This window comes from Reyranella soli (assembly GCF_007992495.1).
Classification (GTDB): Bacteria; Pseudomonadota; Alphaproteobacteria; order Reyranellales; family Reyranellaceae; genus Reyranella; species Reyranella soli.
The window spans coordinates 37,369-60,575 of the sequence record NZ_BKAJ01000034.1; the positions used below are offsets into that span (position 1 = coordinate 37,369).

The window sequence follows — 23,207 nt, forward strand, 5'->3', positions numbered from 1 at the left end:
AGACGTAATGAGCCGGAGTTCGTGAATGCAACAGATGTTGGAAGAGCTTGAGCGTCGCCGTGCGGCGGCGCGCCAGGGCGGCGGCCAGCGCCGTGTCGAGGCGCAGCACGCCAAGGGCAAGCTGACGGCGCGCGAGCGCATCGACGCGCTGCTCGATCCAGGCTCGTTCGAGGAATACGACATGTTCGTCGAGCATCGCTCGATCGATTTCGGCATGGAGAACCAGAAGATCCCGGGCGACGGCGTGGTGACCGGCCACGGCACGATCAACGGCCGCCTGGTCTATGTCTTCAGCCAGGACTTCACCGTGTTCGGCGGTGCGCTGTCGGGCATGCACGCCGCCAAGATCTGCAAGGTCATGGACATGGCCATGAAGGTCGGCGCGCCGGTGCTGGGCCTGAACGACTCGGGTGGTGCGCGCATCCAGGAAGGCGTCGACTCGCTGGCAGGCTACGCCGACGTCTTCCAGCGGAACGTGCTGGCCTCGGGCGTGATCCCGCAGATCTCCATGGTCATGGGCCCGTGCGCCGGCGGTGCGGTCTATTCGCCGGCCATGACCGACTTCATCTTCATGGTGAAGGACAGCTCCTACATGTTCGTCACCGGTCCCGACGTGGTGAAGACCGTGACGCACGAGACGGTGACCCAGGAGGAGCTGGGCGGCGCGCTTACGCATACGCAGAAGTCTGGCGTCTCCGATCTCGCCTTCGAGAACGACGTCGAGGCGTTGCTGCAGCTCCGCCGCTTCGTCGACTTCCTGCCGTCCAACAACCGCGAGAAGCCGCCGCTTCGGCCAACGCACGATCCGGTCAACCGCGACGACTATTCGCTCGACACGCTGGTGCCGGACAATCCCAACAAGCCGTACGACATCAAGGAGCTGATCCTGAAGGTCGTCGACGAGGGCGACTTTTTCGAGCTCTCGCCGGAATGGGCGGCCAACATGGTGGTCGGCTTCGGGCGCATGGCCGGCCGCACCGTGGGCTTCGTCGCCAACCAGCCGATGGTGCTGGCGGGCTGCCTCGACATCGACAGCTCGCGCAAGGCCGCCCGCTTCGTGCGCTTCTGCGATGCCTTCAACATCCCGATCGTCACCTTCGTCGACGTGCCGGGTTTCCTGCCGGGCACGACCCAGGAGTTCGGCGGCATCATCAAGCACGGCGCCAAGCTTCTCTATGCCTACGCCGAAGCGACCGTGCCCAAGGTCACGGTGATCACCCGCAAGGCCTATGGTGGGGCCTACGACGTCATGGCGTCCAAGCACCTGCGCGGTGACGTGAACTATGCCTGGCCGGGCGCGGAGATCGCCGTGATGGGCGCCAAGGGCGCGGTGGAGATCATCTTCCGCTCCGACATTGGCGATGCCGCCAAGATCGCCAAGCGCACCGACGAATACCGCGAGAAGTTCGCCAATCCGTTCGTGGCGGCCAATCGCGGCTTCATCGACGACGTGATCATGCCGCACGGCACGCGCCGGCGCGTCTGCAAGGCCCTGGCGACGCTCGAGAACAAGAAACTCGAGAACCCGTGGCGCAAGCACGGCAATATTCCCCTATGAATGGGCTTCTGTGATCTCGATGGCCGTGCATCTCACGCCGGAGGAGCGCATGCGACGGGGGCGCAAGGTGCGCCTGCACCTCATCGTCGCGCTGCTCACCCTCCTGGTGCTGATCGCCGTCAACGCCCTGTTCACCAGCCGCTATCCGTGGTGGCTGTGGGTGCTGACGGCCTGGCTGCCGCTGATCGCCGGCCATACCGCCTGGGCCATGGGCCTGTTCGACCGCGCTAGAAAGGAACCGTGAGAATGGCCGCCAAGAAGAAGGCCGCGAAGAAGAAAGTCGCGATCAAGAAGGCCGCTGCGAAAGCGCCTGCGAAGAGCCATCCGCTGTTCGACAAGATCCTGATCGCCAACCGCGGCGAGATCGCTTGCCGCGTCATCCGCACCTGCAAGCGGCTCGGCATCAAGACCGTGGCCGTCTATTCCGAGGCCGACGCCGACGCGCTGCATGTGCGCGAGGCCGACGAGAAGGTGCTGATCGGTCCGCCGCCCTCGACGCAGTCCTACCTGCTGGTCGACAAGATCGTCGAAGCTTGCAAGAAGACCGGCGCGCAAGCCGTGCATCCCGGCTACGGCTTTTTGTCGGAGAAGCAGGAGTTCCAGAAGGCGCTGGCCAAGGCCGGCATCGTCTTCATCGGCCCCGAGGCGCACGCCATCCACGCCATGGGCGACAAGATCGAGAGCAAGAAGCTCGCCCAGAAGGCCGGCGTCAGCACGGTGCCCGGCTGGCTGCATGCGCTGAAGGACGCCAATGAGGCGGTGAAGATCGCCAACGAGGTCGGCTATCCGGTGATGATCAAGGCCTCGGCCGGCGGCGGCGGCAAGGGCATGCGCATCGCCTACAACGACGCCGAGGCGCGCGAGGGCTTCAGCTCGGCGACCAACGAGGCCAAGTCCTCGTTCGCCGACGACCGCGTGTTCATCGAGAAATACGTCGAGGAGCCGCGCCACATCGAGATCCAGCTGATCGCCGACGGCAAGGGCAACTGCCTCTACCTGTGGGAGCGCGAGTGCTCGATCCAGCGCCGCCATCAGAAGGTGATCGAGGAGGCGCCGAGCCCGTTCCTCGACGCCAAGACGCGCAAGGCGATGGGCGAGCAGGCGGTCGCGCTCGCCAAGGCGGTCAAGTACAAGAGCGCCGGCACCGTCGAGTTCATCGTCGACAAGAACCGCAAGTTCTACTTCCTCGAGATGAACACCCGCCTGCAGGTCGAGCATCCCGTCACCGAGCTCATCACCGGCCTCGACCTGGTCGAGCTGATGATCCGCGTTGCCGCCGGCGAGAAGCTGCCGCTCGAGCAGAAGGACGTGAAACTGAACGGTTGGGCCGTCGAGGCGCGCCTCTATGCCGAGGACCCGTTCCGCAACTTCCTGCCCTCGACCGGCCGCCTGGTGAAGTACCGCGAGCCCGCGGCCGGTCCCGACGTGCGCGTCGATACCGGCGTGTACGAGGGTGGCGAGATCTCGATGTTCTACGATCCGATGATCGCCAAGCTCTGCAGCTATGGAAAGACGCGCATCGACGCCATCGAGCGCATGCGGCGCGCGCTCGACGAGTTCTATGTCCGCGGCGTGTCGCACAACGTGCCGTTCCTGGCGGCGCTGATGGCCCACCCGCGCTTCCGCGCCGGCAAGCTCACCACCAACTTCATCGCCGAGGAGTTCAAGGGCGGTTTTACCGCGGCGCACCTGCCGCCTAAGGACCCAGCGGTGCTGGCCGCCGTCGCTGCCGTAGTCGAACGCGCAAGCGGCGAGAGCGAGCGCAGGGCGCGCAGCGAAGTCCTACCTCTACGGTATCGCTCCTATTCGGAGTTGATACCGCCGGATGACAGCAAAGTCGTCATGCTCAACCGCGAGCCGGTCGCGTTGACTGTGGCCGGGGAACATGGCCGCTTCACGGTCACTGCCGGCGACCGGAAGATCGCCATCGAGACCGGTTGGTTGCCGGGCGAGCCGCTGCTCCACACGATGATCGACGGCGAGCACGTCGTCGTGCAGATCGATGCTGTGGGCTCGGGCTGGCGGCTCTTCAACGAGGGTGGCCAGGCGGAGGCTTTGGTGCTGACGCCGCGCCAGGCCGAGCTCTACGCCAAGATGCCGGTCAAGGCCGCGCCCGACACGTCCAAGTTCCTGCTGTCGCCCATGCCGGGCCTGCTCGCCTCCGTGGCGGTGAGCGAGGGCCAGGAGGTCAAGGCGGGCGAGGCGCTGGCCGTGGTCGAGGCGATGAAGATGGAGAACGTGCTGCGCGCGGTGCGCGACGGCACGGTCAAGACCCTGCACGCCAAGGCCGGCGACAGCCTGCGCGTCGACCAGAAGATCATCGAGTTCGCCTGAACCGATGGCGCTGCAGGCCCACCTCACCATCAGCGGCCGGGTGCAGGGTGTGGGCTATCGTGACTGGACGATCACGACAGCGCAGCGGCTCGGTCTGACCGGCTGGGTGCGCAATCGGATGGATGGCGCGGTCGAAGCCTTGATCGTCGGTGACGACACGGCCGTTGGCGAAATGATAGACGCCTGCCGCCGCGGCCCACGTGCGGCGCGGGTCGACAACGTCGACATCGAGCCGGTCGACCTCGACGTCCTGCCGCAGGGTTTTACGCAGCTTCCGACGGTCTGACGCTGCCTTCGCCGAACACCTCGTCGAAGGTCTCGGCCAGCGCCGTATCCAGGTCGGCGAGCGTCACCGGCAGGCCGAGGTCGACCAGCGATGTCACCCCATGCTCCGCGATGCCGCAGGGGACGATTCCCGCATAGTGCGACAAGTCGGGCTCGACGTTGATCGAGATGCCGTGGAACGACACCCAGTGGCGGATGCGCACGCCGATGGCGGCGATCTTGTCCTCGCGCGGGCTGCCGTCGGGCAGGGCAGGCTTGTCGGGCCGCACCACCCAGACGCCCACGCGCCCGGCGCGGCGCTCTGCGGTCACGCTGAAGCGGGCGAGGGTGCGGATCGTCCATTCCTCGAGGTCGGACACGAACCGCCGCACGTCCTGGCGGCGGGTGCGCAGGTCGAGCATGGCGTAGACCACGCGTTGGCCGGGCCCGTGATAGGTGTACTGCCCGCCACGCCCCGCGGCATGGACGGGAAAGCGCATGGGCTGCAGCAGGTCCTGCGGCTTGGCGCTGGTGCCCGATGTATAGAGCGGCGGATGTTCGAGCAGCCAGACCAGCTCGCGCGCGTGGCCGGCCCGGATATCGGCGACGCGCTCCTCCATGACGGCAAGCGCCTCCGCGTAGGGCACCGGGCCGTCGGAAATGCGCCATTCCAGCTTGTCCATTGTGGCAAAATCGGTGCTCCGGCGGCCAAGCGCAATAGGGCGCATTCGCCCACGTATTGGCCCCACCGAGTTGCCTTGCCACTGCGGGGTCTATTTGGTATCCCCCGCCGCATCGACCGGCGCGGCCATGGCGGAATTGGTAGACGCGCTAGCTTGAGGTGCTAGTGCCGCGAGGCGTGGAAGTTCGAGTCTTCTTGGCCGCACCAAACTCGCCGGTTCGATCGAAAAGGTGATATGCCGCCCATTGGGGACCCCCCAATTGGCGGCCCTTTTTGTTAGGGATGACTGAGGAGGCGAGCTTGGCGGACGAACTTACCGAAAGCGCGCTTCGCTACCATCGCATCCCACGACCCGGCAAAATCGAGGTCGTCCCGACCAAGCCGCTGGCCACCCAGCGCGACCTGTCGCTCGCCTATTCGCCGGGCGTCGCCGCCGCCAGCAACGAGATCGTGCGCGATCCCGCCACTGCAGCCGAGCTGACGGGCCGCGCCAACCTGGTGGCCGTCGTGACCAACGGCACCGCCGTGCTGGGCCTGGGCGACATCGGACCGCTGGCCGCCAAGCCGGTCATGGAAGGCAAGGGCGTCCTGTTCAAGAAATTCGCCGGCATCGACGTCTTCGACATCGAGCTGGCCGAGAACGACCAGGACAAGCTGGTGGACATCGTGTCGGCGCTCGAGCCGACCTTCGGGGGCATCAACCTCGAGGACATCAAGGCGCCGGAGTGCTTCTACGTCGAGCAGAAGCTGCGCGAGCGGATGTCGATCCCGGTGTTTCACGACGACCAGCACGGTACCGCGATCATCGTCGGCGCCGCGGTCCGCAACGGCCTGGCCCTGGTCGGCAAGGACATCGCCAAGGTGAAGCTGGTGGTCTCGGGTGCCGGCGCGGCGGCGCTGTCGTGCATCGGCCTGCTCGAGAAGCTCGGTCTCCCCAAGGAAAACATGTGGGTCACCGACATCAAGGGCGTGGTCTGGAAGGGCCGCAACGAGCTGATGGACCCGTGGAAGGAGCGCTACGCCCGCGACACGCCGGCCCGCACCCTGGGCGAGGTGATCGGAGGCGCCGACATCTTCCTCGGCCTGTCGGCGGGCGGCGTGCTGAAGAAGGAGATGGTCGCCAAGATGGCGGCCAAGCCGCTGATCCTGGCGCTCGCCAACCCCAATCCGGAGATCACGCCGGAGGACGTCGCCGCCGTCCGTGACGACGCCATCGTCGCCACCGGCCGCAGCGACTATCCCAACCAGGTGAACAACGTCCTCTGCTTCCCCTATATCTTCCGCGGCGCGCTCGATGTCGGGGCGCGGACGGTCAACGACGACATGAAGATCGCCTGCGTGCACGCGCTGGCATCGCTGGCCCAGAAGGAGCCGTCCGAGGTCGTGGCGCGCGCCTTCGGCGAGCAGGCAGGCGGCGGCTTCGGCCCCAACCAGATCATCCCCAAGCCGTTCGATCCGCGCCTGATCGTCGAGCTGGCGCCGGCCGTCGCGCGGGCCGCCATGGACTCGGGCGTCGCCACCCGGCCGATCACCGACTTCGAGGCCTACCGCCAGCAGCTCAACCAGTTCGTCTTCAAGTCCGGCCTGGTCATGCGGCCGGTGTTCGAGCAGGCGCGAGCCAACCCCAAGCGCGTGATCTTCAGCGCCGGCGAGGACGATCGCGTGCTGCGCGCCGCCCAGATCATCCTCGACGAGGGCGTCGCCCAGCCGATCCTGATCGGCCGGCCTGAGATCGTGCGCCGGCGGGCGGAGCGGCTCGGCCTGCGCTTCCGCCCGGGCGTCGACGCCGAGCTGATCGATCCATCGAACGACCCGCGCTATGACCGCTACTGGGGCGCCTATCACCAGCTCATGGAGCGACGCGGCGTCACCGAGCCCACGGCGCGCAACCTGGTGCGCACCAGCCCGACCCTGATCGCCGCCCTGGCGGTGCGCCTGGGCGACGCCGACGCCATGATCGCCGGCACCTACGGCCGCTTCCGCACCCATTTCGCCCATGTCCGCGACGTCATCGGCACGCGCGAGGGCGTGCACCAGATGGCGGCGCTCAGCCTCGTGGTCATGCCGACCCGTTCGCTGTTCATCGCCGACACCTACGTCAACGACGATCCCGACGCCGACGCCCTGGTCGACATCACCCTGCTGGCGGCCGACGCCGTGCTGCGCTTCGGCATCCAGCCCAAGGTGGCGCTGATCTCGCATTCGAGCTTCGGTAGTTCTGATCACCATTCGGCGCGCAAGATGGCGGCGGCTGTGAAGATGCTGCAGCAGCGTGCGCCGGCGCTCGAGGTCGACGGCGAGATGCACGGCGATGCGGCGCTCGATCCCGAGATCCGCAGCAACGCCTTCCCGCGCTCGCGGCTGAAGGATTCGGCCAACCTGGTGATCTGCCCGTCACTCGATTCGGCCAACATCGCCTTCAATCTCTTGAAGAACGCGGTCGACGGCCTGCATGTCGGGCCGATGCTGCTCGGCACCGCCCTGCCGGCGCACGTGCTGACCTCCTCGGTCACCGCCCGCGGCATCCTCAACATGACGGCGCTGGCCGTCGTCGAAGCGCAGCGCCTGGCCGAGGCGCGCGGATGAGTGAGCCCGACGTCCTCGACGAAGTGACGCCGGAGCTGGTCCGGCGTGTCGAGGCGGCGCTCGCCGACGATCAGGCGGAAGATGTCAGGAGCCTGTTGGCTGGCCTCAGCGCCACCGGCCAGGCCGAGATCCTGGAGCAGGTTGCCGAACCCGAGCGCGACAAGCTGGTCGCCATCCTCAAGAAGGACCTCGATCCCGAGACCCTGATCGAGCTCGACGAGGAGATCCTCGAGGACGTTCTCGACCAGCTCGACAGCAAGGACATCGCCGCCGCCGCCCGCGAGCTCGAGACCGACGATGCGGCGGCCATCATCGAGGAGCTGCCGGAGCAGGAGCGCCAGGAGGTCCTGGCCGAGCTGCCGGCCGCGGAGCGCGCCGAGATCGAAAGCGCGCTCGCCTATCCCGAGGGCACGGCCGGGCGCCTCATGCAGCGCTCGCTGGTCAAGATCCCCGACGGCTGGACGGTGGGCGAGGTGATCGACCATTGCCGCGAGGCGACCGACCTGCCCGACGACGTCTATGACATCTTCGTCGTCGATCCGGAAGGCCGGCTGCGCGGCTCGGTGCCCCTGGGGCGCATGCTGCGCACCAAGCGGCCGGTGCCGATCGCCGACATCGTCGACCCCGACATCCCCTCGGTGCCGGCCAGCGCCGATCAGGTCGAGGTGGCGCATCTGTTCCGCGACAAGAACCTGGTGTCTTGTCCCGTGGTCGACGTGCGCGGGCGGCTGGAAGGCGTGATCATGGTCGACGACGTGGTCGACGTGATCGACGAGGAGGCCGAGGAGGACATCCTGAGGATGGGCGGCGTCGGCATCGACGACATGCATGCCCCGCCGGTGCGCACCGCGCGCCTGCGCGCCGTCTGGCTGACGGTCAATCTCGCGACGGCGATCCTGGCCTCGCTGGTGATCGGCCAGTTCGAGGGCGCGATCGAGAAGATCGTGGCCTTGGCCGTGCTGATGCCGATCGTGGCCTCGATGGGCGGCAATGCCGGCACGCAGACCGTGACGGTGGCGGTGCGCGCCCTTGCCACCGGCCAGCTCACCGCCGCCAATGCGTTGCGCTTCATCGCCAAGGAGGCGGCGGTGGGCGGCCTCAATGGCATGATATTCGCCCTGCTGATGGGCGCCGCGGTCGTCGGCTGGTACGGCGACTGGCGACTCGGCGCCGTGATCGCCGCCGCCATGATCTGCAACCTGATCGCCGCCGCGCTGGCGGGCACGCTGATCCCGCTCAGTCTGCAGAAGTTCGGCGTCGATCCGGCGGTGTCGTCGACGGTGTTCCTGACGACCGTGACCGACGTGATCGGCTTTTTGGCTTTCCTGGGATTGGCGACCGTCTTCCTGCTTTAGGCATCACCGCGCGAACTCGAGCCGCATGTCGCGGACGCCGCTGCGGCCGGGCCAGGGATGCGACGCGGCGGTGTCGCGCAGGGCTGTCAGCAGCTCGCCATCCAGCTCCTCGCGCCATCCCAGCATCACGCGCCGTTCCAGCGCGACCTCGCGGATCTCGGCCGACGCCATGCCCGGCCGCAGCAGCGAGCGCGGCATCAGGCTGACTCCGAGGCCCACCAACACCGCCGCGGCGCAGCGTTCCTCGTCGGCCGAGCGCAGCACGGCGCGCGGACGCACGCCTTCGGCCGCGACCAGCCGCGTCGCCTCGTCGTGCGCCTCGCAGGCGGCGCGCAGGATGAACGGCGTGTCGGCGAGGTCCTTGATCGACCAGCGATCGCGCGTGGCGACGAGGTGGTTCGATGCGGCGGCGAGCAGGTAGGGTTCGCGCCACAGCGAGGCCGCGTTGGCCGCCGTCACGGCCACGCGCGCGGGGAAGAGGGCGACGTCGCAGCGGCTGCGGCGCCAGCGCTCGGCCACCGCCTCGGCCGTGCCTTCGGAGATTTCGAGATCGAATGCGACCTGCCCCTGCGCCAGGGCGAGCCACTGAATGGCCGATGCCACCGGCACGGTCGAAGCGAGCGCGATCCGCACCAGGCGCGTCCGCCGGCTCGATCGCTGCTCGGCGCGCGCCAGCCGCCAGGCTTCGACCATGGCGCGGGCGTGCGGGAGCAGGCGCTGCCCCGCCGCCGACAACGCCGTGCGGCGGCCGCGGTCGAACAGGCGGCTGCCGATCTCCTCCTCGAGGCGGGCGACGCCGGCCGACAGAGTCGGTTGGGTGACGTGGCAGCGCTCGGCCGCCTCGGTGAAGTTGCCGGTGTCGGCGACGGCCAGGAAATAGCGGATGAAGGCCAGATTCACGTTATAGAGGATGACAATAATTCATAAAGAAACAATCGATTTCATCTATTCACCGTCCCGGCCTAGGGTCGGCGCATGTCGACCCTGAAACTCGCCGTCGCCAAGGACGGCATCGCTGTCGTCACCCTCGCCAACCCGCCCATGAACGCCATGGATGCGGCGTTACTGGAGGAGATGGCCAACCTGTTCGAAGGCCTGGCCGTCGATCGTGCCGTCCGCGCCGCCGTGATCACGGCCGACGGGCCGGCCTTTTCCGCCGGTCTCAATCTCAAGACGACGCCCGGTCTCGACCGGTTGGGACAGCGCCGGCTGGTCGACGCGCTGAACAACGGCTTCGGCACGCTCTACGCCTGGCCCAAGCCGCTGGTCGCCGCCGTCAACGGTCACGCCATCGCTGGCGGGTTGATCCTTGCGCTGTGCGCGGACTGGCGCATCGTGGCCGACACGCCCATGCACATCAGCCTGGCCGAAGTGCGCGTCGGCGTGACCTATCCCGTGGCGCCGCTGCAGATCGCGCGCGCCGAGCTCGCGCCGTCGGCGGCGCGTCGCCTGATCCTGCTCGGCGAGACCATCGACGCCGCCAGTGCCGAGGCGCTCGCCATCGTCGACGAGCGCGTGCCGCCCAAGATCCTGCTGGCCCGTGCTGTGGCCCAAGCCCAGCGCCACGCCGGCCTGCCGCCGCAAGCCTTCGCCACAACCAAGCGCGAACTGCGCGCGGCCGAGCTCGAGCGCATCGGCGCAGCGCGCGCCGGCCAGGGCGAGCCGCGGCTTGCCGCCTGGCTGGGCGAGGAGATGCGGCGCGCATCGGCCGCCGTGCTGCGCGCCTCGTCGGCGGTTTTACGCGGGGCAGCGTCAGGGCTATCGTGACGTCGGGGAGGAGGCCCGATGACGACGATCGTGCGCATGCTGGCGGTGATGGCGCTGATGCTGGCAGCCTCGCTTGCGCAGGCGCAGAACAAGGTGCCGACGGAACGCGCGCTCGAAGCGCTGGTCAAGACCACGCTGCTCACCTTCAACGACGCCAACGTCACCGGCAACTACGAGGTGTTCCACGCCAAGCTCTCCAAGCCGTTCCGCGAGCAGTTTTCGGTCGAGCGGTTGGCGCGGCGGTTCCAGGAGTTCAGCAAGAAGCACGTCGACTTCGACATCATCGCCGCCCTGAAGCCGAGCTACGATCCGGCACCCAAGGTCGACGACGACGGCAAGCTGCTGGTGAAAGGCCACTTCCCGACCGAGCCGAAGCAGGTCTATTTCGATCTGGAGTTCATCCCGTCCGATGGCGAATGGAAGCTGATCGGCATCAACGTCAAGATCGGCGACCCGAGCTGACGACAACCCCCTGACAGGCAAGAAATCATGATCCCCAACGCAATGCCGCCGTTCGATTTCGGTCTGGGCGAGACCGCCGACGCCCTGCGAGAGCAGGTCCAGCGCTTCTCCGCCGACCAGGTGGCGCCGATCGCCGCCGAGCTCGACAAGACCGACCGCTTCCCGCGCGAGCTGTGGCCCAAGATGGGCGACCTCGGCCTGCACGGCATCACCGTCGAGGAGGAGTATGGCGGCTCGGGGCTGGGCTACCTTGAGCACGTCATTGCCGTCGAGGAGGTGAGCCGCGCCTCGGCCGCCGTCGGCCTCAGCTACGGCGCCCATTCCAACCTTTGCGTCAACCAGATCCGCCGCAACGGCAACGACGAGCAGAAGAAGCGCTTTCTCCCGAAGCTGATCTCCGGCGAGCATGTCGGCAGCCTGGCGATGAGCGAGTCGGGCGCGGGCTCCGACGTCGTTTCCATGAAGCTGCGCGCCGACAAGAAGGGCGACCGCTACGTGCTGAACGGCACCAAGATGTGGATCACCAACAGTCCGGACGCGCAGGTGATCGTGGTCTACGCCAAGACCGATCCCGCCGCGGGCTCGCGCGGCATCACTGCCTTCATCGTCGAGACCGACCGCAAGGGCTTCAAGGTCGCCCAGAAGCTCGACAAGATGGGCATGCGCGGCTCCTCGACCGGCGAGCTGGTGTTCGAGGATTGCGAGATCCCGGCCGAGAACGTGCTTGGCCAGATCGGCAAGGGCGTCAACGTGCTGATGAGCGGGCTCGACTACGAGCGCGCCGTGCTGGCGGCGGGACCGATCGGCATCATGCAGGCGGCCATGGACGTCGTCGTGCCCTACGTCCACGAGCGCAAGCAGTTCGGCCAGGCGATCGGCGAGTTCCAGCTCGTGCAGGGCAAGCTCGCCGACATGTACACCACCATGAACGCCTGCAAGGCCTATGTGTACGCCGTCGCCAAGGCCTGCGACCGCGGCCAGACCACGCGCAAGGATTCGGCCGGCGCCATCCTCTACGCCGCCGAGAAGGCGACGTTGATCGCACTCGACGCCATCCAGCTGCTGGGCGGCAACGGCTACATTAACGATTATCCGACGGGCCGCCTGCTGCGCGACGCCAAGCTCTACGAGATCGGCGCCGGCACCAGCGAGATCCGCCGCATGTTGATCGGGCGGGAGTTGTTTGCCGAGACGGCATGACGCAGGCGTCGAAAAAGAAGGGCAAGCCGGCGCTCCATCGCGACGCCTATCCTGTCGGACGTGTGTCGACTGAGTTCTTTCTGCGCAGTTTCGAGCTCATCGGCCAACTGCACGACGACATCGTGAGCTGTCTGGTCATCGTGACACTGTGGCACGACTCACTTGCCGAGACGGGCAGGCGCAAGCCGATGGGCGTCCGCGAGCTCTCGCGCCGGCTCGACCTTCCGTTCGAGACGGTGCGCCGGCACGTCCGCAAGCTCGTTCGCAGCGCTGCCTGCGTCGTCGAGGGTGACGGAATTGCCCTTGCGGCGACGATGCGGCGGAGTGCGCGCATGACCGACGCGCTGCGCAAGATCTATCTCCATGCGGTCCGCATGCTCGGCGACCTCAGGCGAATCGAAATCGTGAACTACAGGCCGCGCCGATCGCCGTCGCCCGGTTCGCGGCAACTGGACAAGGAGCAGACCATCATCGCGGTAGCGGCGCTCGGCGTGCTGCTTGCCGCCATGAAGGTGTTGCGTGACCACTTCGGCGGCGACCTTGTGAACGGGTTGGTGTTCACGGCGATCCGCGCGGCCAACGTCAAGCACGTCACGAACACCGCGCCGGCGGCCAATCGCGACGTATTGCCGGATTCCGATCGGCTGCCGGTCAGCGTCATGGCGATCTCGGACTCGATGCGTCTGGCTTACGAGACGGTGCGGCGCCATGCCAGAAAGCTGGTGAGGGACGGCAAGTGCGTACGTGTCGGCCGTCAAGGCCTGGTGGCGCCCGAGCGCGCATTTCGGGAGATGACGGTCGAGGCCGAGGCTGTCCTTCAGCTCGTACGGGACTTTCTTGCCGAGCTGCGGGCTGCGGGCGTGAAGGTCTGACACCCCAGTTCAATCTACTGCGTGCGGGCGGACAAGAACAGAGCGGCTGACCCAATTTGGGGAACGCGGCGCTTGAGCGCCGAGCAGGCGCGATAGCAAATGAGCGCAGCTCTCGCACTGGTCGCGCATGCCGAATTTTGGTCCGTACGAATCCGAGGTCGCCTTCATTTCGGGCATCACCGATGCCAACACGGCCGCCGCCGTCAGCTACTACACGATGGAGTCCCTTCAGGGACCCGACGGCAAGTGGTTGGTCACGGTACCGACCGCCTACACATCGATGTCCGGCGCCATCAAATGGGGAGGCAGCGCGCAGCCGGGGACACCGGGCGGCACGGTCACCTATTGGTTCGATGCGGCCGCGAGCTGGACGCCTGCCGAGCAGGCGGTCTGGACGGGCGCCTTCGGCCTGTGGTCCGGCTTGGCCGACATCGACTTCGCGCTGGCGAGCAGCGCCGGCGCGGCCAATATCACGGTGAAGCGGCTGGCCAACCAACAGGCCTACGCTTCCTTCGGCGTCGACTGGCAGGTGCCGGTGGGCAGCGCCGTGATCAACGGCGCTCCCCAGACAGGCGCCTACGTCACGATCGACACCAGCCACGACACGTACGGGCCGCTCGACGGCGATCCCAACACCAAGGGCGGCTATCCCTACTCGACGGTCATCCACGAGATCGGCCACATCCTGGGGCTGGGACATGCCGGGCCCTACGACACCACGGTCGACTACCAGCAGCAGCAGTTCGGTCCGTACGACACCGAGCAATGGTCGATCATGTCGTACATCCATCCGAGCCGGACCGACACGCGCTACTTCGGCGACTATCCCGTCGGCGGCACCTACTGGGACACGACGACCGGTTCGGACGGCAAGGTCTACGACAACGAGCCGCTGACGCCGCAGATGCTCGATATCCTGGCGATTCAGCGACTCTACGGCGAGGCGACAGCAGGGCCGTTCTCGGGCAACCAGGCCTACGGCTTCAACGCGAACTTCGCCGATCCCTTCCTGCAGAGCATCTACGATTTCGGAAGCAACCCATCCGCTATCGTGACGATATGGAATTCCGGAACAGGCAACGCGCTCGACCTGTCCGGCTTCTCGCAGGATGCCAACGTCAACCTCGCGCCGGGAACCTTTTCCAGCGCCGGCGGGCTGGCGAACAACATCGCCATCGCCTTGGGCACCCGGATCGAGACGGCGTTCGGCGGCGGCGGCAACGACACCATCACGGCGAACAGCGCGGTCGCTTCGACCCTTCAGGGCAACGACGGAAACGACACGCTGACGGGCTGCAACCTCGACGACCAGCTCTTCGGCAACACCGGCAACGACGTCCTGCAGGGCGGCGGCGGCGCCGACCAGCTCTCGGGAGGCGACGGCGACGACTTCCTCGTCGGCGGCGACGGCTCGGACCGGCTGAATGGCGGCGGCGGCAATGACATCCTCCAGTCCGGAGCCGGCGGCGACGTCATGTCGGGCGATGGCGGTACCGACATCTTCCAGTTCGTCATCGGCCAGGCGCAGGGTGACACGATCACCGACTTCGCCAGCGGCGACGTCCTGCAGTTCTTCGGCTACGGCTCGGGCACTGTCACCAACGTCGCGGGCACCAACAATTGGCTGGTCACATCCCAGGACGGCTCCGTCACGGAAACGATCACGCTCGGCAACGGCGCGACGCTCACCTCGGCAGACTACGCCTTCTATTCGCCCTACACGCAGCTCGATAATTCGACGTTCCTCGACTTTGCGAGCTGGCGCTCCAACACGACCACGCCCCCGACCGGCGGAACGGCCGTCGGCAGCGGCGAGACGCTGGCCGTGGCCCTGGTGTTCGATCGCGCCAACGATCCGTCGAGCCTGCTCAGCTCGAGCTGGGCGTCGCGCCAGCAGCAGCTCGAGGCCCTGCAGCACACCAACTCGCTGTGGTCGACCTACGGCGCGGATCTGACCGACTACGAAGCCGCGAAGACGGTGCTGGACGGGCTGGGCATCCAGAGGATGGACGTGGTCGATCCCGGCAATTCGTACATCTCGTCGGCGCAGTCTCGCACGATCTGGGTGGAAATCACCGGCGACAGCTTCTCGACGCTGTTCGGGCCTTCGACGAAGCTGATGGACAGCGGCGGCAACTGGTACTGGACGGGCAGCCTGTCTCTGCCCACGGAGCTCACCGACCTCGGCGTATCCGGCCTGTGGTTCGACACGCAGAAGTTCCAGCCTCCGTACGGGAATACTTCCGTTCCGGCGGCCGTCCTTCCGCAGGGCTCGCAAAGCCCCGGCAACAATTCGACCCAGGGCTCGCTGGTCTACCCGCAGGTCGCCGTCCAGAACTACTACAACATGCCGCTTTCCGCCGACATGGCGACGGGCACGATCGGGCTGGTCGAACCCGTCATCGGCACGGCGTTGCCGGGCGACAATGGCGGCAGCGGCTTCCAGGCGGCCGTCGACGCCTACCGCGCCGGTGCGGGAGTGGCCACGGGTGCGCCGGTGATCACCGTCGGCAACCAGAACTGGGGCACCGCGCCCAACGGATCGGGCGAGCGCTCGCTCGACACCGGCATGGTCGCCGCCATCGCCCCGCAAAGTCCGCTCGTGTTCTATTCCGGCTCCGGCCTCACGCTCGCCGACGCCTTCACGGCTTACCAGTCGGCCTTCTGGGACGACGTAAACAACCCGCAGGTGATCACGTCGTCCTTCCGCTATACGCCGATGGTCGCCCCGGGTTCGCCGTTCTTCAAGGCCTCCGCCGAGCTCTTCGTCGACGCCGCGCTGCGCAACATCACGGTGTTCAACTCCAATGGCGACGGCGGCTCGGGATACGAGCTCCCCAACGGCCTCACCAACATCAACACCAGCCGCTCCAGCCCTTTCTCGGTGACCGTCGGCGGCACCTCGATCAGCTCGACTCTTGCCGCGCTCAACGACGACACGCTGCAGGGGATCGTCGACAAGGCGGCCAGCGGCGACCTCGCGACGATCTGGGACCTGGTTGCCGGCGGCATGACGCAGTCGCCTGTCGGCATGAGCGGCGGCAGCGCGGCCCTCATCGAGACGGCGTGGAACGTCTACTATCTCAACGGCACGACCTTCTCGAACCGTGTCGGCACGGGCTACCGGGAGAACAACACCGGCAGCGGCGGCGCCGATCCCACCTTCGGCATCCCGAGCTATCAGGCGGACTACGGCCTGGTGCCGTTCACCGCCGACCCTTACCACCTGGTCGGGCGCGGCACGCCCGACGTCTCGGCCAATGCCGGCGGCAACCTGTACTACATCGTCCCCACGGGCGACATGACGGGCACCGAGTCCAACGGCGGCACCAGCGCGGCGACTCCGCTGTGGGCTGCCCTCGGCGCACAGTTGAACGCGATCTTCGAGGACCAGAACCTGCCGCATCTGGGCTATGCCAATGATCTGCTCTACATCGCCTCGGCGATCGCGCCGGCCTCGTTCAACGACATCCGGACCGGCAACAACACATCGTCCTACGTCCTGGGCGGTGACTACACGAGCGACGGAGTCGCCATCACGCCGACCGGCTACGGCTATACGGCGGGCCCGGGCTACGACCTGACCAGCGGTCTCGGCACGCCCAACGGCGTGCTTCTGGCGCGCGCCCTGACCGGCATCGCCCATCACCAGATGTCGTTCGCCGACAATCCCGACCTCATCGACCTCGACGCCGCGGGCAACTGGATCACCGGCGACGTCCGGCAGAGCCTGCTGATCCAGGCCACGTCCACGAAGGGGACCGATACGGAGATCAAGGTGGAGATCGGCGGCTTCGATGACAGCTTCACCAATCACCGGTCGGGCGACTTCGCCTGGACGGCACGGTTCGCCCAGCAGTCGCTGCAGGCCGATTTCGATCCCAACCTGGTGCGCCTGTACGACAAGTACGCGCACGGGTCTCTGCTGCACACCGTGGCGGAGTCGAATGCCGACGTCTCGATGGCGATCGGCCGGGGCCTAGGTTTCGCCGACCAGGCGCAGCTGACGAGCCCCTACGGCATCGCGGACTTCGCGACCAGCTTCGGCACCGTCCATCTCGCGCGTGCCGTCGCCGTCGCCGAAACGGTCGGCGGCGCCAACGACCAGGTCGCCGTGGTCCGCATGCGCCAGAACGGCGAGGACACCCTCTCGGTCTCCCTGTACAAGGTCGACGACTACACCGGATCGATCGGCGGCCTGAAGCCGGGACAGGCCGGTTATGCCGAAGCGGCCGAGTCCCGGGCCTATCTGACCGGCACCGGCGGCACGTCCCTGCAGGGCGGCGGCTACGGCAACTACGCGCAGGGCCAGATCGTGGGTGTCGATGCCGGCGACCTGATCGCCATGAAGCTTACCAACCAGTCCACCGGCAAGACGTCCTGGGCGTTCGCCGAGGCCAATGAGAAGGTCGATGGCAAGGGCGTCGGCCATCTCTGGAACTACGACTACAACACCTGGGGCTGGGAGGATCAGCATGGCGGCGGCGATCGCGACTTCAACGATCTCGTCGTGATGCTCGATTTCACCAGCGCCTACGGCAACCAGTGGCTGATGTGAGGCGAAAGCGCCTGGAGGGGCCGGCAATTTCGCTCATCACGGCGCACTCATTGACGGGTTTTGATTTTTGATACACGCTGTGTATCGAAATGCCGCGTTATCTCACCGACCAGGACATCGCCGACTTCCGCGCCGAGCTGTGCAAAGTCGCGACCGAACGCTTCGCCCGCTTCGGCTATGAGGGCGTCACCATGCGCCAGCTTGCCGAGGCGCTGGGCTGCAGCCCCAAGACGCCCTACCGCTACTTCAAGGACAAGGCTGACATCCTGGCGACAGTGCGGGCCCAGGCCTTTGCCAAGTTTTCCGACGCCCTCGAAAAGGCGAGAGCAGGGGCCAGCGACCCCGCCGATCGTGGACGGCTGACCGGCGAGGCCTATCTCGCCTTCGCGCTCAAGAACCCGCACGCCTATCGCATCATGTTCGAGATCGATGCGCCGGTTGACGAGAAGCATCCCGAACTCGGGCCAGCCGCCGAGCGGGCGGCGCGCTACATCACGCGCGGCGCCGAGGAGATGGCGGCGTCGGGCGTCATCGAAGCCGATTCCAAGCTGTTCGGCTGGTCGATGTGGGCGGCACTCCATGGCATCGTCATGCTGCACCAGTCGGGTATGCTGGCGCACGGACCGGACTACAAATCGCTGTCCTATTTCCTCGGCTTGACCATGCTGAAAGGGGCCGGCGCCAAGTTCGGGCCGGGAGGCGTTGTGCAAGGCGGAAAGGGCAAGAAGAAATGACAGTGGGCGTGACGGCAGGCGAGCGCTTCCGGAGCTGGGCAGACATCCAGGCCAACGCTGCGCGCGGTGCCGGCGGCCTGGCCGCGCTCGGCCTTGGCGAGGACGACAGCGTTGCCCTGATGTTGCGCAACGACTTCGCGACCTTCGAGGTCAACTTCGCGGCGGGCCAGCTCGGCGTCTATGGCGTGCCGATCAACTGGCACTTCACGGCGGAGGAGGCGGGCTACATCCTGGCCGACTGCGGCGCCAAGGTGCTCGTGGTCCACAGCGACCTTCTGGCCCAGATCGCGAGCGGCGTGCCCGAGAGCGTGAAGGTGCTGGTCGTGCCCACGCCGGCGGAAATCGCCGCTGCCTACAACGTACCGGCGGAGAAGCAGGTGGCCCCGCCCGGCGTCGAGACCTGGGACGCCTTCGTGGCCCGCAGCACGCCCAACACCCAGCCGCCGAAGGCCGCACGCGGCAGCATGATCTACACCTCGGGCACCACCGGCCGGCCCAAGGGCGTGCGCCGTCGCCCGTCCTCGCCCGAGCTGCAGGCGCTGGCGGCGGGCGAGGCCGCCAAGTACTGGGGCGTCAAGGCCGATCCCTCGACGGTCGTGATGATGAACGGCCCGATGTACCACTCCGCGCCGGCCGCCTACGGCATGGGCAGCGCGCGGCATGGCCTGCACATGGTGCTGCAGCCGCGCTTCGAGGCCGAGGACATGCTGCGGCTGATCGACAAGCACAAGGTCAGCCATATGCACATCGTGCCCACCATGTTCGTGCGCCTGCTGCGCCTGCCCGACGAGGTCAAACGGCGCTACGACGTCTCGTCGCTGCGCTGGGTCACCCATGGCGCCGCGCCCTGCGCGCCGGCGGTGAAGCGCCAGATGATCGAATGGTGGGGGCCGGTCATCAACGAGTACTACGGCGCCACCGAGACCGGTATCGTGGTCTGGCACAATGCCGAGCAGGCGCTCGCCAAGCCCGGCACCGTCGGCCGTGTCGTCGAGGGTGCGGTGATGCGCATCGTCGACGAGCAAGGCCGCGACGTGAAGCAGGGCGACATCGGCGAGATCTACCTGCGCGGGCCGCACCTCGCCGAGTTCACCTACAACAACGACGACGCCAAGCGCCGCGAGATCGCGCTGGGCGATCTCGTGACCGTGGGCGACGTCGGCTACCAGGACGCCGACGGCTACCTCTTCCTGTGCGACCGCAAGCGCGACATGATCATCTCCGGCGGCGTCAACATCTACCCCGCCGAGATCGAATCGGTGCTGATCCAGATGCCGGGTGTGCGCGACTGCGCGGTGTTCGGCATTCCCGACGAGGAATTCGGCGAGCAGATCTGCGCCTATGTCGAGCCGCAGGCCGGGACGGCGATCGATGCCTCGGCCGTGCGGGGCTATCTCGGCCAGCACCTGGCGCGCTACAAGGTGCCCAGGATCGTCGAGTTCAGCGCCGCCCTGCCGCGCGAGGATTCGGGCAAGATCTTCAAACGCAAGCTCCGGGCCCCATATTGGGAGAAGGCCGGCCGTAGCATCTGAAGGAAGTCATGTCCGACGACGACGTCACCCTGTTTGGCAAGCTCAAGAACAAGCTCATAGACAGCAAGCAGAAGTGGGCCGAGAGCGGCCGGCTGCTGACCGGCAAGTCGGCCGCCCATTCGCAGCGCCTGCCGCCCGGCCAGCGCCAGGTCGAGAACTGGCCGGTGCTCGATCTCGGTATCCAGCCCGAGATCCCGACCCACGCCTGGCGCCTGTTCGTCGACGGTGAGGTCGAGACCCCGACGACCTGGAAATGGGGCGAGTTCACCGACCTGCCAAAGACCACGCTCACCACCGACATCCACTGCGTCACCGCCTGGTCGCGCTATGACAACAGGTGGGAAGGCGTGAGTGCGCGTGATCTCCTGGGGATCGTGAAGCCCAAGGCCGCCGCACAGCATGTCATCTTCCATTCCTACGACACCTACACGACCAACGTGCCGCTCGCCGACTTCTCGGCCGACGACGTCATGCTGGCCTGGAGCTGGAACGGCGAGGCGATCAGCCGCGAGCATGGCGGGCCATTGCGCGTGGTGATCCCAAAGCTCTATTTCTGGAAGAGCGCCAAGTGGATCAAGCGCATCGAATTCTCGGTGCACGACAAGCCGGGCTTCTGGGAAGTGCGCGGCTATCACAATTACGGCGATCCGTGGCTCGAGCAGAGGTATGACGACGAGTAAACCTCACCCTGAGGAGCGCCCGCAGGGCGCGTCTCGAAGGGTGGCGCGAGCACCTTGTTTGACCCCATGCTTCGAGACGGCCGCTGCGCGGCCTCCTCAGCATGAGGCGGTTTAGGGAGAACTGATCATGGCATCGGCACACGACTTCACCTTCACCACCATCGACAACAAGCCGCTCGACATGAAGAGCTTCGCCGGCAAGCCGGTCCTGGTGGTGAACGTCGCGTCCTATTGCGGGTTCACGCCGCAATACACCGACCTCGAGAAGCTGCACGAGACCTACGGGCCGAAGGGCTTGGTGGTGTTGGGCGTGCCGTCGAACGACTTCGGCGCCCAGGAGCCGCGTACCGAGCCCGAGATCGCCAAGTTCTGCGAGACCATGTACGGCGTGAAGTTCCCGCTGACGTCGAAGCAGAAGGTGATCGGTCCCGACGCGCACGCGCTCTATCAATGGATCGCCCAGGAAGCGGGCGAGGGGGCGGCGCCCAAGTGGAACTTCCACAAGTACCTGATCGGCAAGGACGGCAGCCTGCAGGGCGCCTGGCCGAGCCGCGTGCGCCCGGGCTCCAACGAGATAACCGGCGCAATCGAGAAGGCTCTTTAGCGAAGCGCGGCCCGCGGTCCGCGCTTCGCTACTTGAGTGCTTTGCGGACGCCCTCGAATACCTGGTGGAACATCTCGGTCGTCAGCCGGCCCGTGTTCGTGTTGTAGCGCGAGCAGTGGTAGCTGTCGGCGAGCATGAGCCCGGTCGGCAGGGCATGCAGCCGGCCGTGGATGAACGGATAGCTCCTCGCCGGCCGTACCGTCAGCGCGCGCAGCACCTGGTCGTGCGCGCCCTTGCCCAGCGCCACGATCACCTTGAGCGCGGGCATCACCGCAATCTCGGCCTGTAGGAACGGCCGGCATTGCGTGAACTCGACGGGCAGCGGCTTGTTCTCGGGCGGCAGGCAGCGCACGGCGTTGGCGATGCGCGCATCGACCAGGCGCAGCCCGTCATTCGGATCGGCCTTGTAGGTGCCCTGGGCGAAGCCGTACTTCAGCAGTGTCGAGTATAAAAGGTCACCGGCATAGTCGCCGGTGAACGGCCGGCCGGTCCGGTTGGCGCCGCGCATGCCGGGCGCCAGCCCGACGATCAGCAGGCGGGCATCGAGGTCGCCGAACGAGCGGACCGGCGCATTCTTCCAATCGGGATACTCGCCCTGGAGCCCGTGCCGGAAGGCGACGAGCCGGGGACAGCGCGGACAGTCGAGCGGCGGCTCCTCGAAACGCGACGCAGCCAAGATAGGCTAGGCCGACCGCATCAGGTGCTCGGGCGCGTGATCCTCGCCGAGATCGCCGTTGGCGACGGCGGGACGCTGCGGGCGCTCCGACGGATTGCGGGCGATCAGCGGCGCGAGTTCCGACAGCTCGATGAAGTCGTCGGCCTGGCGGCGCAGCTCGTCGGCCACCATCGGCGGCGAGGACTTGATGGTGCTGACCACCGAGACGCGCAGGCCCTTGCGCTGCACGGCCTCGACCAGCCGACGGAAGTCGCCGTCGCCCGAGAACAGGATCACATGGTCCAGGTGCTCGGCCATCTCCAGCACGTCGATGGCGAGCTCGATGTCCATGTTGCCCTTGATCTTGCGGCGGCCCATGGCATCGGTGAATTCCTTGGTCGGCTTGGTCACCATCGTGTAGCCGTTGTAGTCCAGCCAATCGATCAGCGGCCGGATCGGCGAATACTCCTGATCCTCGACCAGGGCGGTGTAGTAGTAAGCGCGGACCAAATGGCCCTTCTCGCGGAACACCTTGAGCAGGCGGCGATAGTCGATGTCGAAGCCGAGCGCCCGGGCGGCGGAGTAGAGGTTGGCGCCGTCGATGAAGAGCGCGACGCGCTCGTTCTCATAGAAATTGCCTTTCATGGCGGTTAATCCTTTTTCGGAATATGCGCAGAGGGAGCGAAAAATTTATGTAGCTGCAGGAGTTACGTAACCCACACCCCTCCTACAACGTCTTAAGTTTAAGCTATTATCCCATAGATCACAAGGGCTTGGAGCCATTTGCTGGTGGAAAACACCACACGATCACGGGTATTCATCGCGCTCGGGGCAAATCTCGAGCACCCCGTATATGGGGCTCCGCGGCGAGCTTTGGAGGCTGCCCTGGATGAATTGGGACGTCGCGGCGTCGTCATCCGGCAGGTCTCGCCCTGGTACCGCACGGCGCCCGTGCCGGCCTCGGACCAGCCCTGGTACGTCAACGCCGTCGCCGAGCTAGAAATCGACTTGGCGGCCGACGCGCTGCTGGCGCAGCTGCACGAGGTCGAGGATGCCTTCGGGCGGGTCCGCACCGTGCCCAACGCCGCCCGCCTGATCGACCTGGATCTACTTGATTTTAATGGAGAAATTGCCGCCGGCGGGCCGGGGAGGGCGACCCTGCCTCATCCCCGCATGGAGGGCCGGGCCTTCGTCCTGAAGCCGCTGGCCGACCTGGCCCCGGACTGGCGCCATCCGCGCACGGGATCCTCGATCCAGGCCCTTTTAGCCGCCCTGCCGGCCGATCAGGTGATTGAAAGGCTCTGAAGGTCCATCGAGGCGCGTATCATCCACCTCCCCCGTCATACGGGGGAGGCCGGGAGGGG

At 66.8% G+C, this 23,207-nt stretch carries 20 protein-coding genes and 1 tRNA gene; 17 read left to right on the forward strand and 4 right to left on the reverse strand.

Annotated elements, in window-relative coordinates; all coding sequences use genetic code 11:
* Positions 1-25 precede the first annotated feature (25 nt).
* The 4 genes from RSO01_RS11605 to RSO01_RS11620 all read left to right on the forward strand — a co-directional run bounded on the left by RSO01_RS11605 (position 26) and on the right by RSO01_RS11620 (position 4,178).
* A complete protein-coding gene (locus RSO01_RS11605) occupies positions 26-1,558 on the forward strand; it encodes an acyl-CoA carboxylase subunit beta (protein ID WP_147149257.1) in 1,533 nt (510 codons plus the stop codon).
* Positions 1,559-1,577: 19 nt separating this feature from the next.
* Positions 1,578-1,802 carry a 2TM domain-containing protein gene (locus tag RSO01_RS11610; protein ID WP_170302999.1) on the forward strand — a complete coding sequence of 75 codons (225 nt, stop codon included), beginning with the start codon at positions 1,578-1,580 and terminating at the stop codon, positions 1,800-1,802.
* 83 nt (positions 1,803-1,885) lie between these two features.
* Positions 1,886-3,892: an acetyl-CoA carboxylase biotin carboxylase subunit gene (locus tag RSO01_RS11615; protein ID WP_147149276.1), complete on the forward strand. Its 2,007-nt coding sequence runs from the start codon at positions 1,886-1,888 to the stop codon at positions 3,890-3,892.
* A gap of 4 nt (positions 3,893-3,896) precedes the next feature.
* On the forward strand, positions 3,897-4,178 hold the full coding sequence (locus RSO01_RS11620; protein ID WP_147149259.1) for an acylphosphatase: 282 nt from the start codon (positions 3,897-3,899) through the stop codon (positions 4,176-4,178).
* Here RSO01_RS11620 and lipB read toward each other — a convergent pair.
* The gene (gene lipB / locus RSO01_RS11625; protein WP_218037314.1) at positions 4,156-4,884 is read right to left on the reverse strand and encodes a lipoyl(octanoyl) transferase LipB; all 729 of its coding nucleotides are present in this window, start codon (positions 4,882-4,884) and stop codon (positions 4,156-4,158) included. The two genes, RSO01_RS11620 and lipB, sit on opposite strands and share 23 nt — an antisense overlap.
* A 76-nt stretch (positions 4,885-4,960) precedes the next feature.
* On the opposite strand from lipB, the gene RSO01_RS11630 reads away from it, so the two are divergent.
* From RSO01_RS11630 to mgtE, 3 genes are all read left to right on the forward strand, one after another.
* Positions 4,961-5,045: transfer RNA gene (locus RSO01_RS11630), tRNA-Leu, on the forward strand.
* A 75-nt stretch (positions 5,046-5,120) separates the two neighbouring features.
* A complete protein-coding gene (locus RSO01_RS11635; RefSeq protein ID WP_147149261.1) occupies positions 5,121-7,424 on the forward strand; it encodes an NADP-dependent malic enzyme in 2,304 nt (767 codons plus the stop codon).
* On the forward strand, positions 7,421-8,779 hold the full coding sequence (mgtE, locus tag RSO01_RS11640) for a magnesium transporter (protein ID WP_147149262.1): 1,359 nt from the start codon (positions 7,421-7,423) through the stop codon (positions 8,777-8,779). Before RSO01_RS11635 ends, mgtE begins: the two co-directional genes overlap by 4 nt.
* 3 nt (positions 8,780-8,782) lie before the next feature.
* Here the strand turns inward: mgtE and RSO01_RS11645 are convergent, their stop codons facing one another.
* Complete coding sequence (locus RSO01_RS11645; RefSeq protein ID WP_147149263.1) at positions 8,783-9,679, reverse strand: LysR family transcriptional regulator; 897 nt, start codon at positions 9,677-9,679, stop codon at positions 8,783-8,785.
* A 75-nt stretch (positions 9,680-9,754) separates the two neighbouring features.
* Between RSO01_RS11645 and RSO01_RS11650 the strand changes: the two genes are divergently transcribed.
* The 9 genes from RSO01_RS11650 to RSO01_RS11690 all read left to right on the forward strand — a co-directional run bounded on the left by RSO01_RS11650 (position 9,755) and on the right by RSO01_RS11690 (position 21,188).
* The gene (locus tag RSO01_RS11650; protein ID WP_147149264.1) at positions 9,755-10,546 is read left to right on the forward strand and encodes an enoyl-CoA hydratase/isomerase family protein; all 792 of its coding nucleotides are present in this window, start codon (positions 9,755-9,757) and stop codon (positions 10,544-10,546) included.
* Positions 10,547-10,564: 18 nt separating this feature from the next.
* Positions 10,565-11,008 carry a hypothetical protein gene (locus RSO01_RS11655; RefSeq protein WP_147149265.1) on the forward strand — a complete coding sequence of 148 codons (444 nt, stop codon included), beginning with the start codon at positions 10,565-10,567 and terminating at the stop codon, positions 11,006-11,008.
* 27 nt (positions 11,009-11,035) lie between these two features.
* A complete protein-coding gene (locus RSO01_RS11660; protein WP_147149266.1) occupies positions 11,036-12,208 on the forward strand; it encodes an isovaleryl-CoA dehydrogenase in 1,173 nt (390 codons plus the stop codon).
* Positions 12,205-13,080: a hypothetical protein gene (locus RSO01_RS11665; protein WP_147149267.1), complete on the forward strand. Its 876-nt coding sequence runs from the start codon at positions 12,205-12,207 to the stop codon at positions 13,078-13,080. Before RSO01_RS11660 ends, RSO01_RS11665 begins: the two co-directional genes overlap by 4 nt.
* 127 nt (positions 13,081-13,207) lie before the next feature.
* A complete protein-coding gene (locus RSO01_RS11670) occupies positions 13,208-17,638 on the forward strand; it encodes a M10 family metallopeptidase C-terminal domain-containing protein (protein ID WP_147149268.1) in 4,431 nt (1,476 codons plus the stop codon).
* Between the two features lie 89 nt (positions 17,639-17,727).
* Positions 17,728-18,372 (forward strand): TetR/AcrR family transcriptional regulator, encoded by a 645-nt coding sequence (locus tag RSO01_RS11675; protein ID WP_147149269.1) that lies wholly within the window; start codon positions 17,728-17,730, stop codon positions 18,370-18,372.
* The gene (locus RSO01_RS11680) at positions 18,369-19,904 is read left to right on the forward strand and encodes an acyl-CoA synthetase (RefSeq protein ID WP_147149270.1); all 1,536 of its coding nucleotides are present in this window, start codon (positions 18,369-18,371) and stop codon (positions 19,902-19,904) included. The genes RSO01_RS11675 and RSO01_RS11680 overlap by 4 nt, the downstream gene beginning before the upstream one ends.
* A gap of 8 nt (positions 19,905-19,912) precedes the next feature.
* Positions 19,913-20,584, forward strand: coding sequence for a sulfite oxidase-like oxidoreductase (locus RSO01_RS11685; RefSeq protein WP_147149271.1), 672 nt, complete (start codon positions 19,913-19,915; stop codon positions 20,582-20,584).
* A 127-nt stretch (positions 20,585-20,711) separates the two neighbouring features.
* Positions 20,712-21,188, forward strand: a complete 477-nt coding sequence (locus RSO01_RS11690) for a glutathione peroxidase (RefSeq protein ID WP_147149272.1) — start codon at positions 20,712-20,714, stop codon at positions 21,186-21,188.
* A gap of 28 nt (positions 21,189-21,216) precedes the next feature.
* On the opposite strand, the gene RSO01_RS11695 is transcribed toward RSO01_RS11690, so the two are convergent.
* Complete coding sequence (locus RSO01_RS11695; RefSeq protein WP_147149273.1) at positions 21,217-21,867, reverse strand: uracil-DNA glycosylase; 651 nt, start codon at positions 21,865-21,867, stop codon at positions 21,217-21,219.
* 3 nt (positions 21,868-21,870) lie between these two features.
* Positions 21,871-22,488, reverse strand: a complete 618-nt coding sequence (locus RSO01_RS11700) for a LabA-like NYN domain-containing protein (protein WP_092822730.1) — start codon at positions 22,486-22,488, stop codon at positions 21,871-21,873.
* Positions 22,489-22,632: 144 nt separating this feature from the next.
* Here RSO01_RS11700 and folK point away from each other — a divergent pair, with 144 nt between their 5' ends.
* Entirely contained in the window at positions 22,633-23,148 is a 516-nt protein-coding gene (folK, locus tag RSO01_RS11705) for a 2-amino-4-hydroxy-6-hydroxymethyldihydropteridine diphosphokinase (protein WP_218037315.1), read from the forward strand.
* Positions 23,149-23,207: the final 59 nt, after the last annotated feature.

Coding starts and splice junctions, on each gene's coding strand:
- RSO01_RS11605 (WP_147149257.1), top strand. CDS start 26: ATGCAACAGATGTTGGAAGAGCTTGAGCGTCGCCGTGCGGCGGCGCGC.
- RSO01_RS11610 (WP_170302999.1), top strand. CDS start 1,578: ATGGCCGTGCATCTCACGCCGGAGGAGCGCATGCGACGGGGGCGCAAG.
- RSO01_RS11620 (WP_147149259.1), top strand. CDS start 3,897: ATGGCGCTGCAGGCCCACCTCACCATCAGCGGCCGGGTGCAGGGTGTG.
- lipB (WP_218037314.1), bottom strand. CDS start 4,884: ATGCGCCCTATTGCGCTTGGCCGCCGGAGCACCGATTTTGCCACAATG.
- RSO01_RS11635 (WP_147149261.1), top strand. CDS start 5,121: ATGACTGAGGAGGCGAGCTTGGCGGACGAACTTACCGAAAGCGCGCTT.
- mgtE (WP_147149262.1), top strand. CDS start 7,421: ATGAGTGAGCCCGACGTCCTCGACGAAGTGACGCCGGAGCTGGTCCGG.
- RSO01_RS11650 (WP_147149264.1), top strand. CDS start 9,755: ATGTCGACCCTGAAACTCGCCGTCGCCAAGGACGGCATCGCTGTCGTC.
- RSO01_RS11655 (WP_147149265.1), top strand. CDS start 10,565: ATGACGACGATCGTGCGCATGCTGGCGGTGATGGCGCTGATGCTGGCA.
- RSO01_RS11660 (WP_147149266.1), top strand. CDS start 11,036: ATGATCCCCAACGCAATGCCGCCGTTCGATTTCGGTCTGGGCGAGACC.
- RSO01_RS11665 (WP_147149267.1), top strand. CDS start 12,205: ATGACGCAGGCGTCGAAAAAGAAGGGCAAGCCGGCGCTCCATCGCGAC.
- RSO01_RS11670 (WP_147149268.1), top strand. CDS start 13,208: ATGCCGAATTTTGGTCCGTACGAATCCGAGGTCGCCTTCATTTCGGGC.
- RSO01_RS11675 (WP_147149269.1), top strand. CDS start 17,728: ATGCCGCGTTATCTCACCGACCAGGACATCGCCGACTTCCGCGCCGAG.
- RSO01_RS11680 (WP_147149270.1), top strand. CDS start 18,369: ATGACAGTGGGCGTGACGGCAGGCGAGCGCTTCCGGAGCTGGGCAGAC.
- RSO01_RS11685 (WP_147149271.1), top strand. CDS start 19,913: ATGTCCGACGACGACGTCACCCTGTTTGGCAAGCTCAAGAACAAGCTC.
- RSO01_RS11690 (WP_147149272.1), top strand. CDS start 20,712: ATGGCATCGGCACACGACTTCACCTTCACCACCATCGACAACAAGCCG.
- RSO01_RS11700 (WP_092822730.1), bottom strand. CDS start 22,488: ATGAAAGGCAATTTCTATGAGAACGAGCGCGTCGCGCTCTTCATCGAC.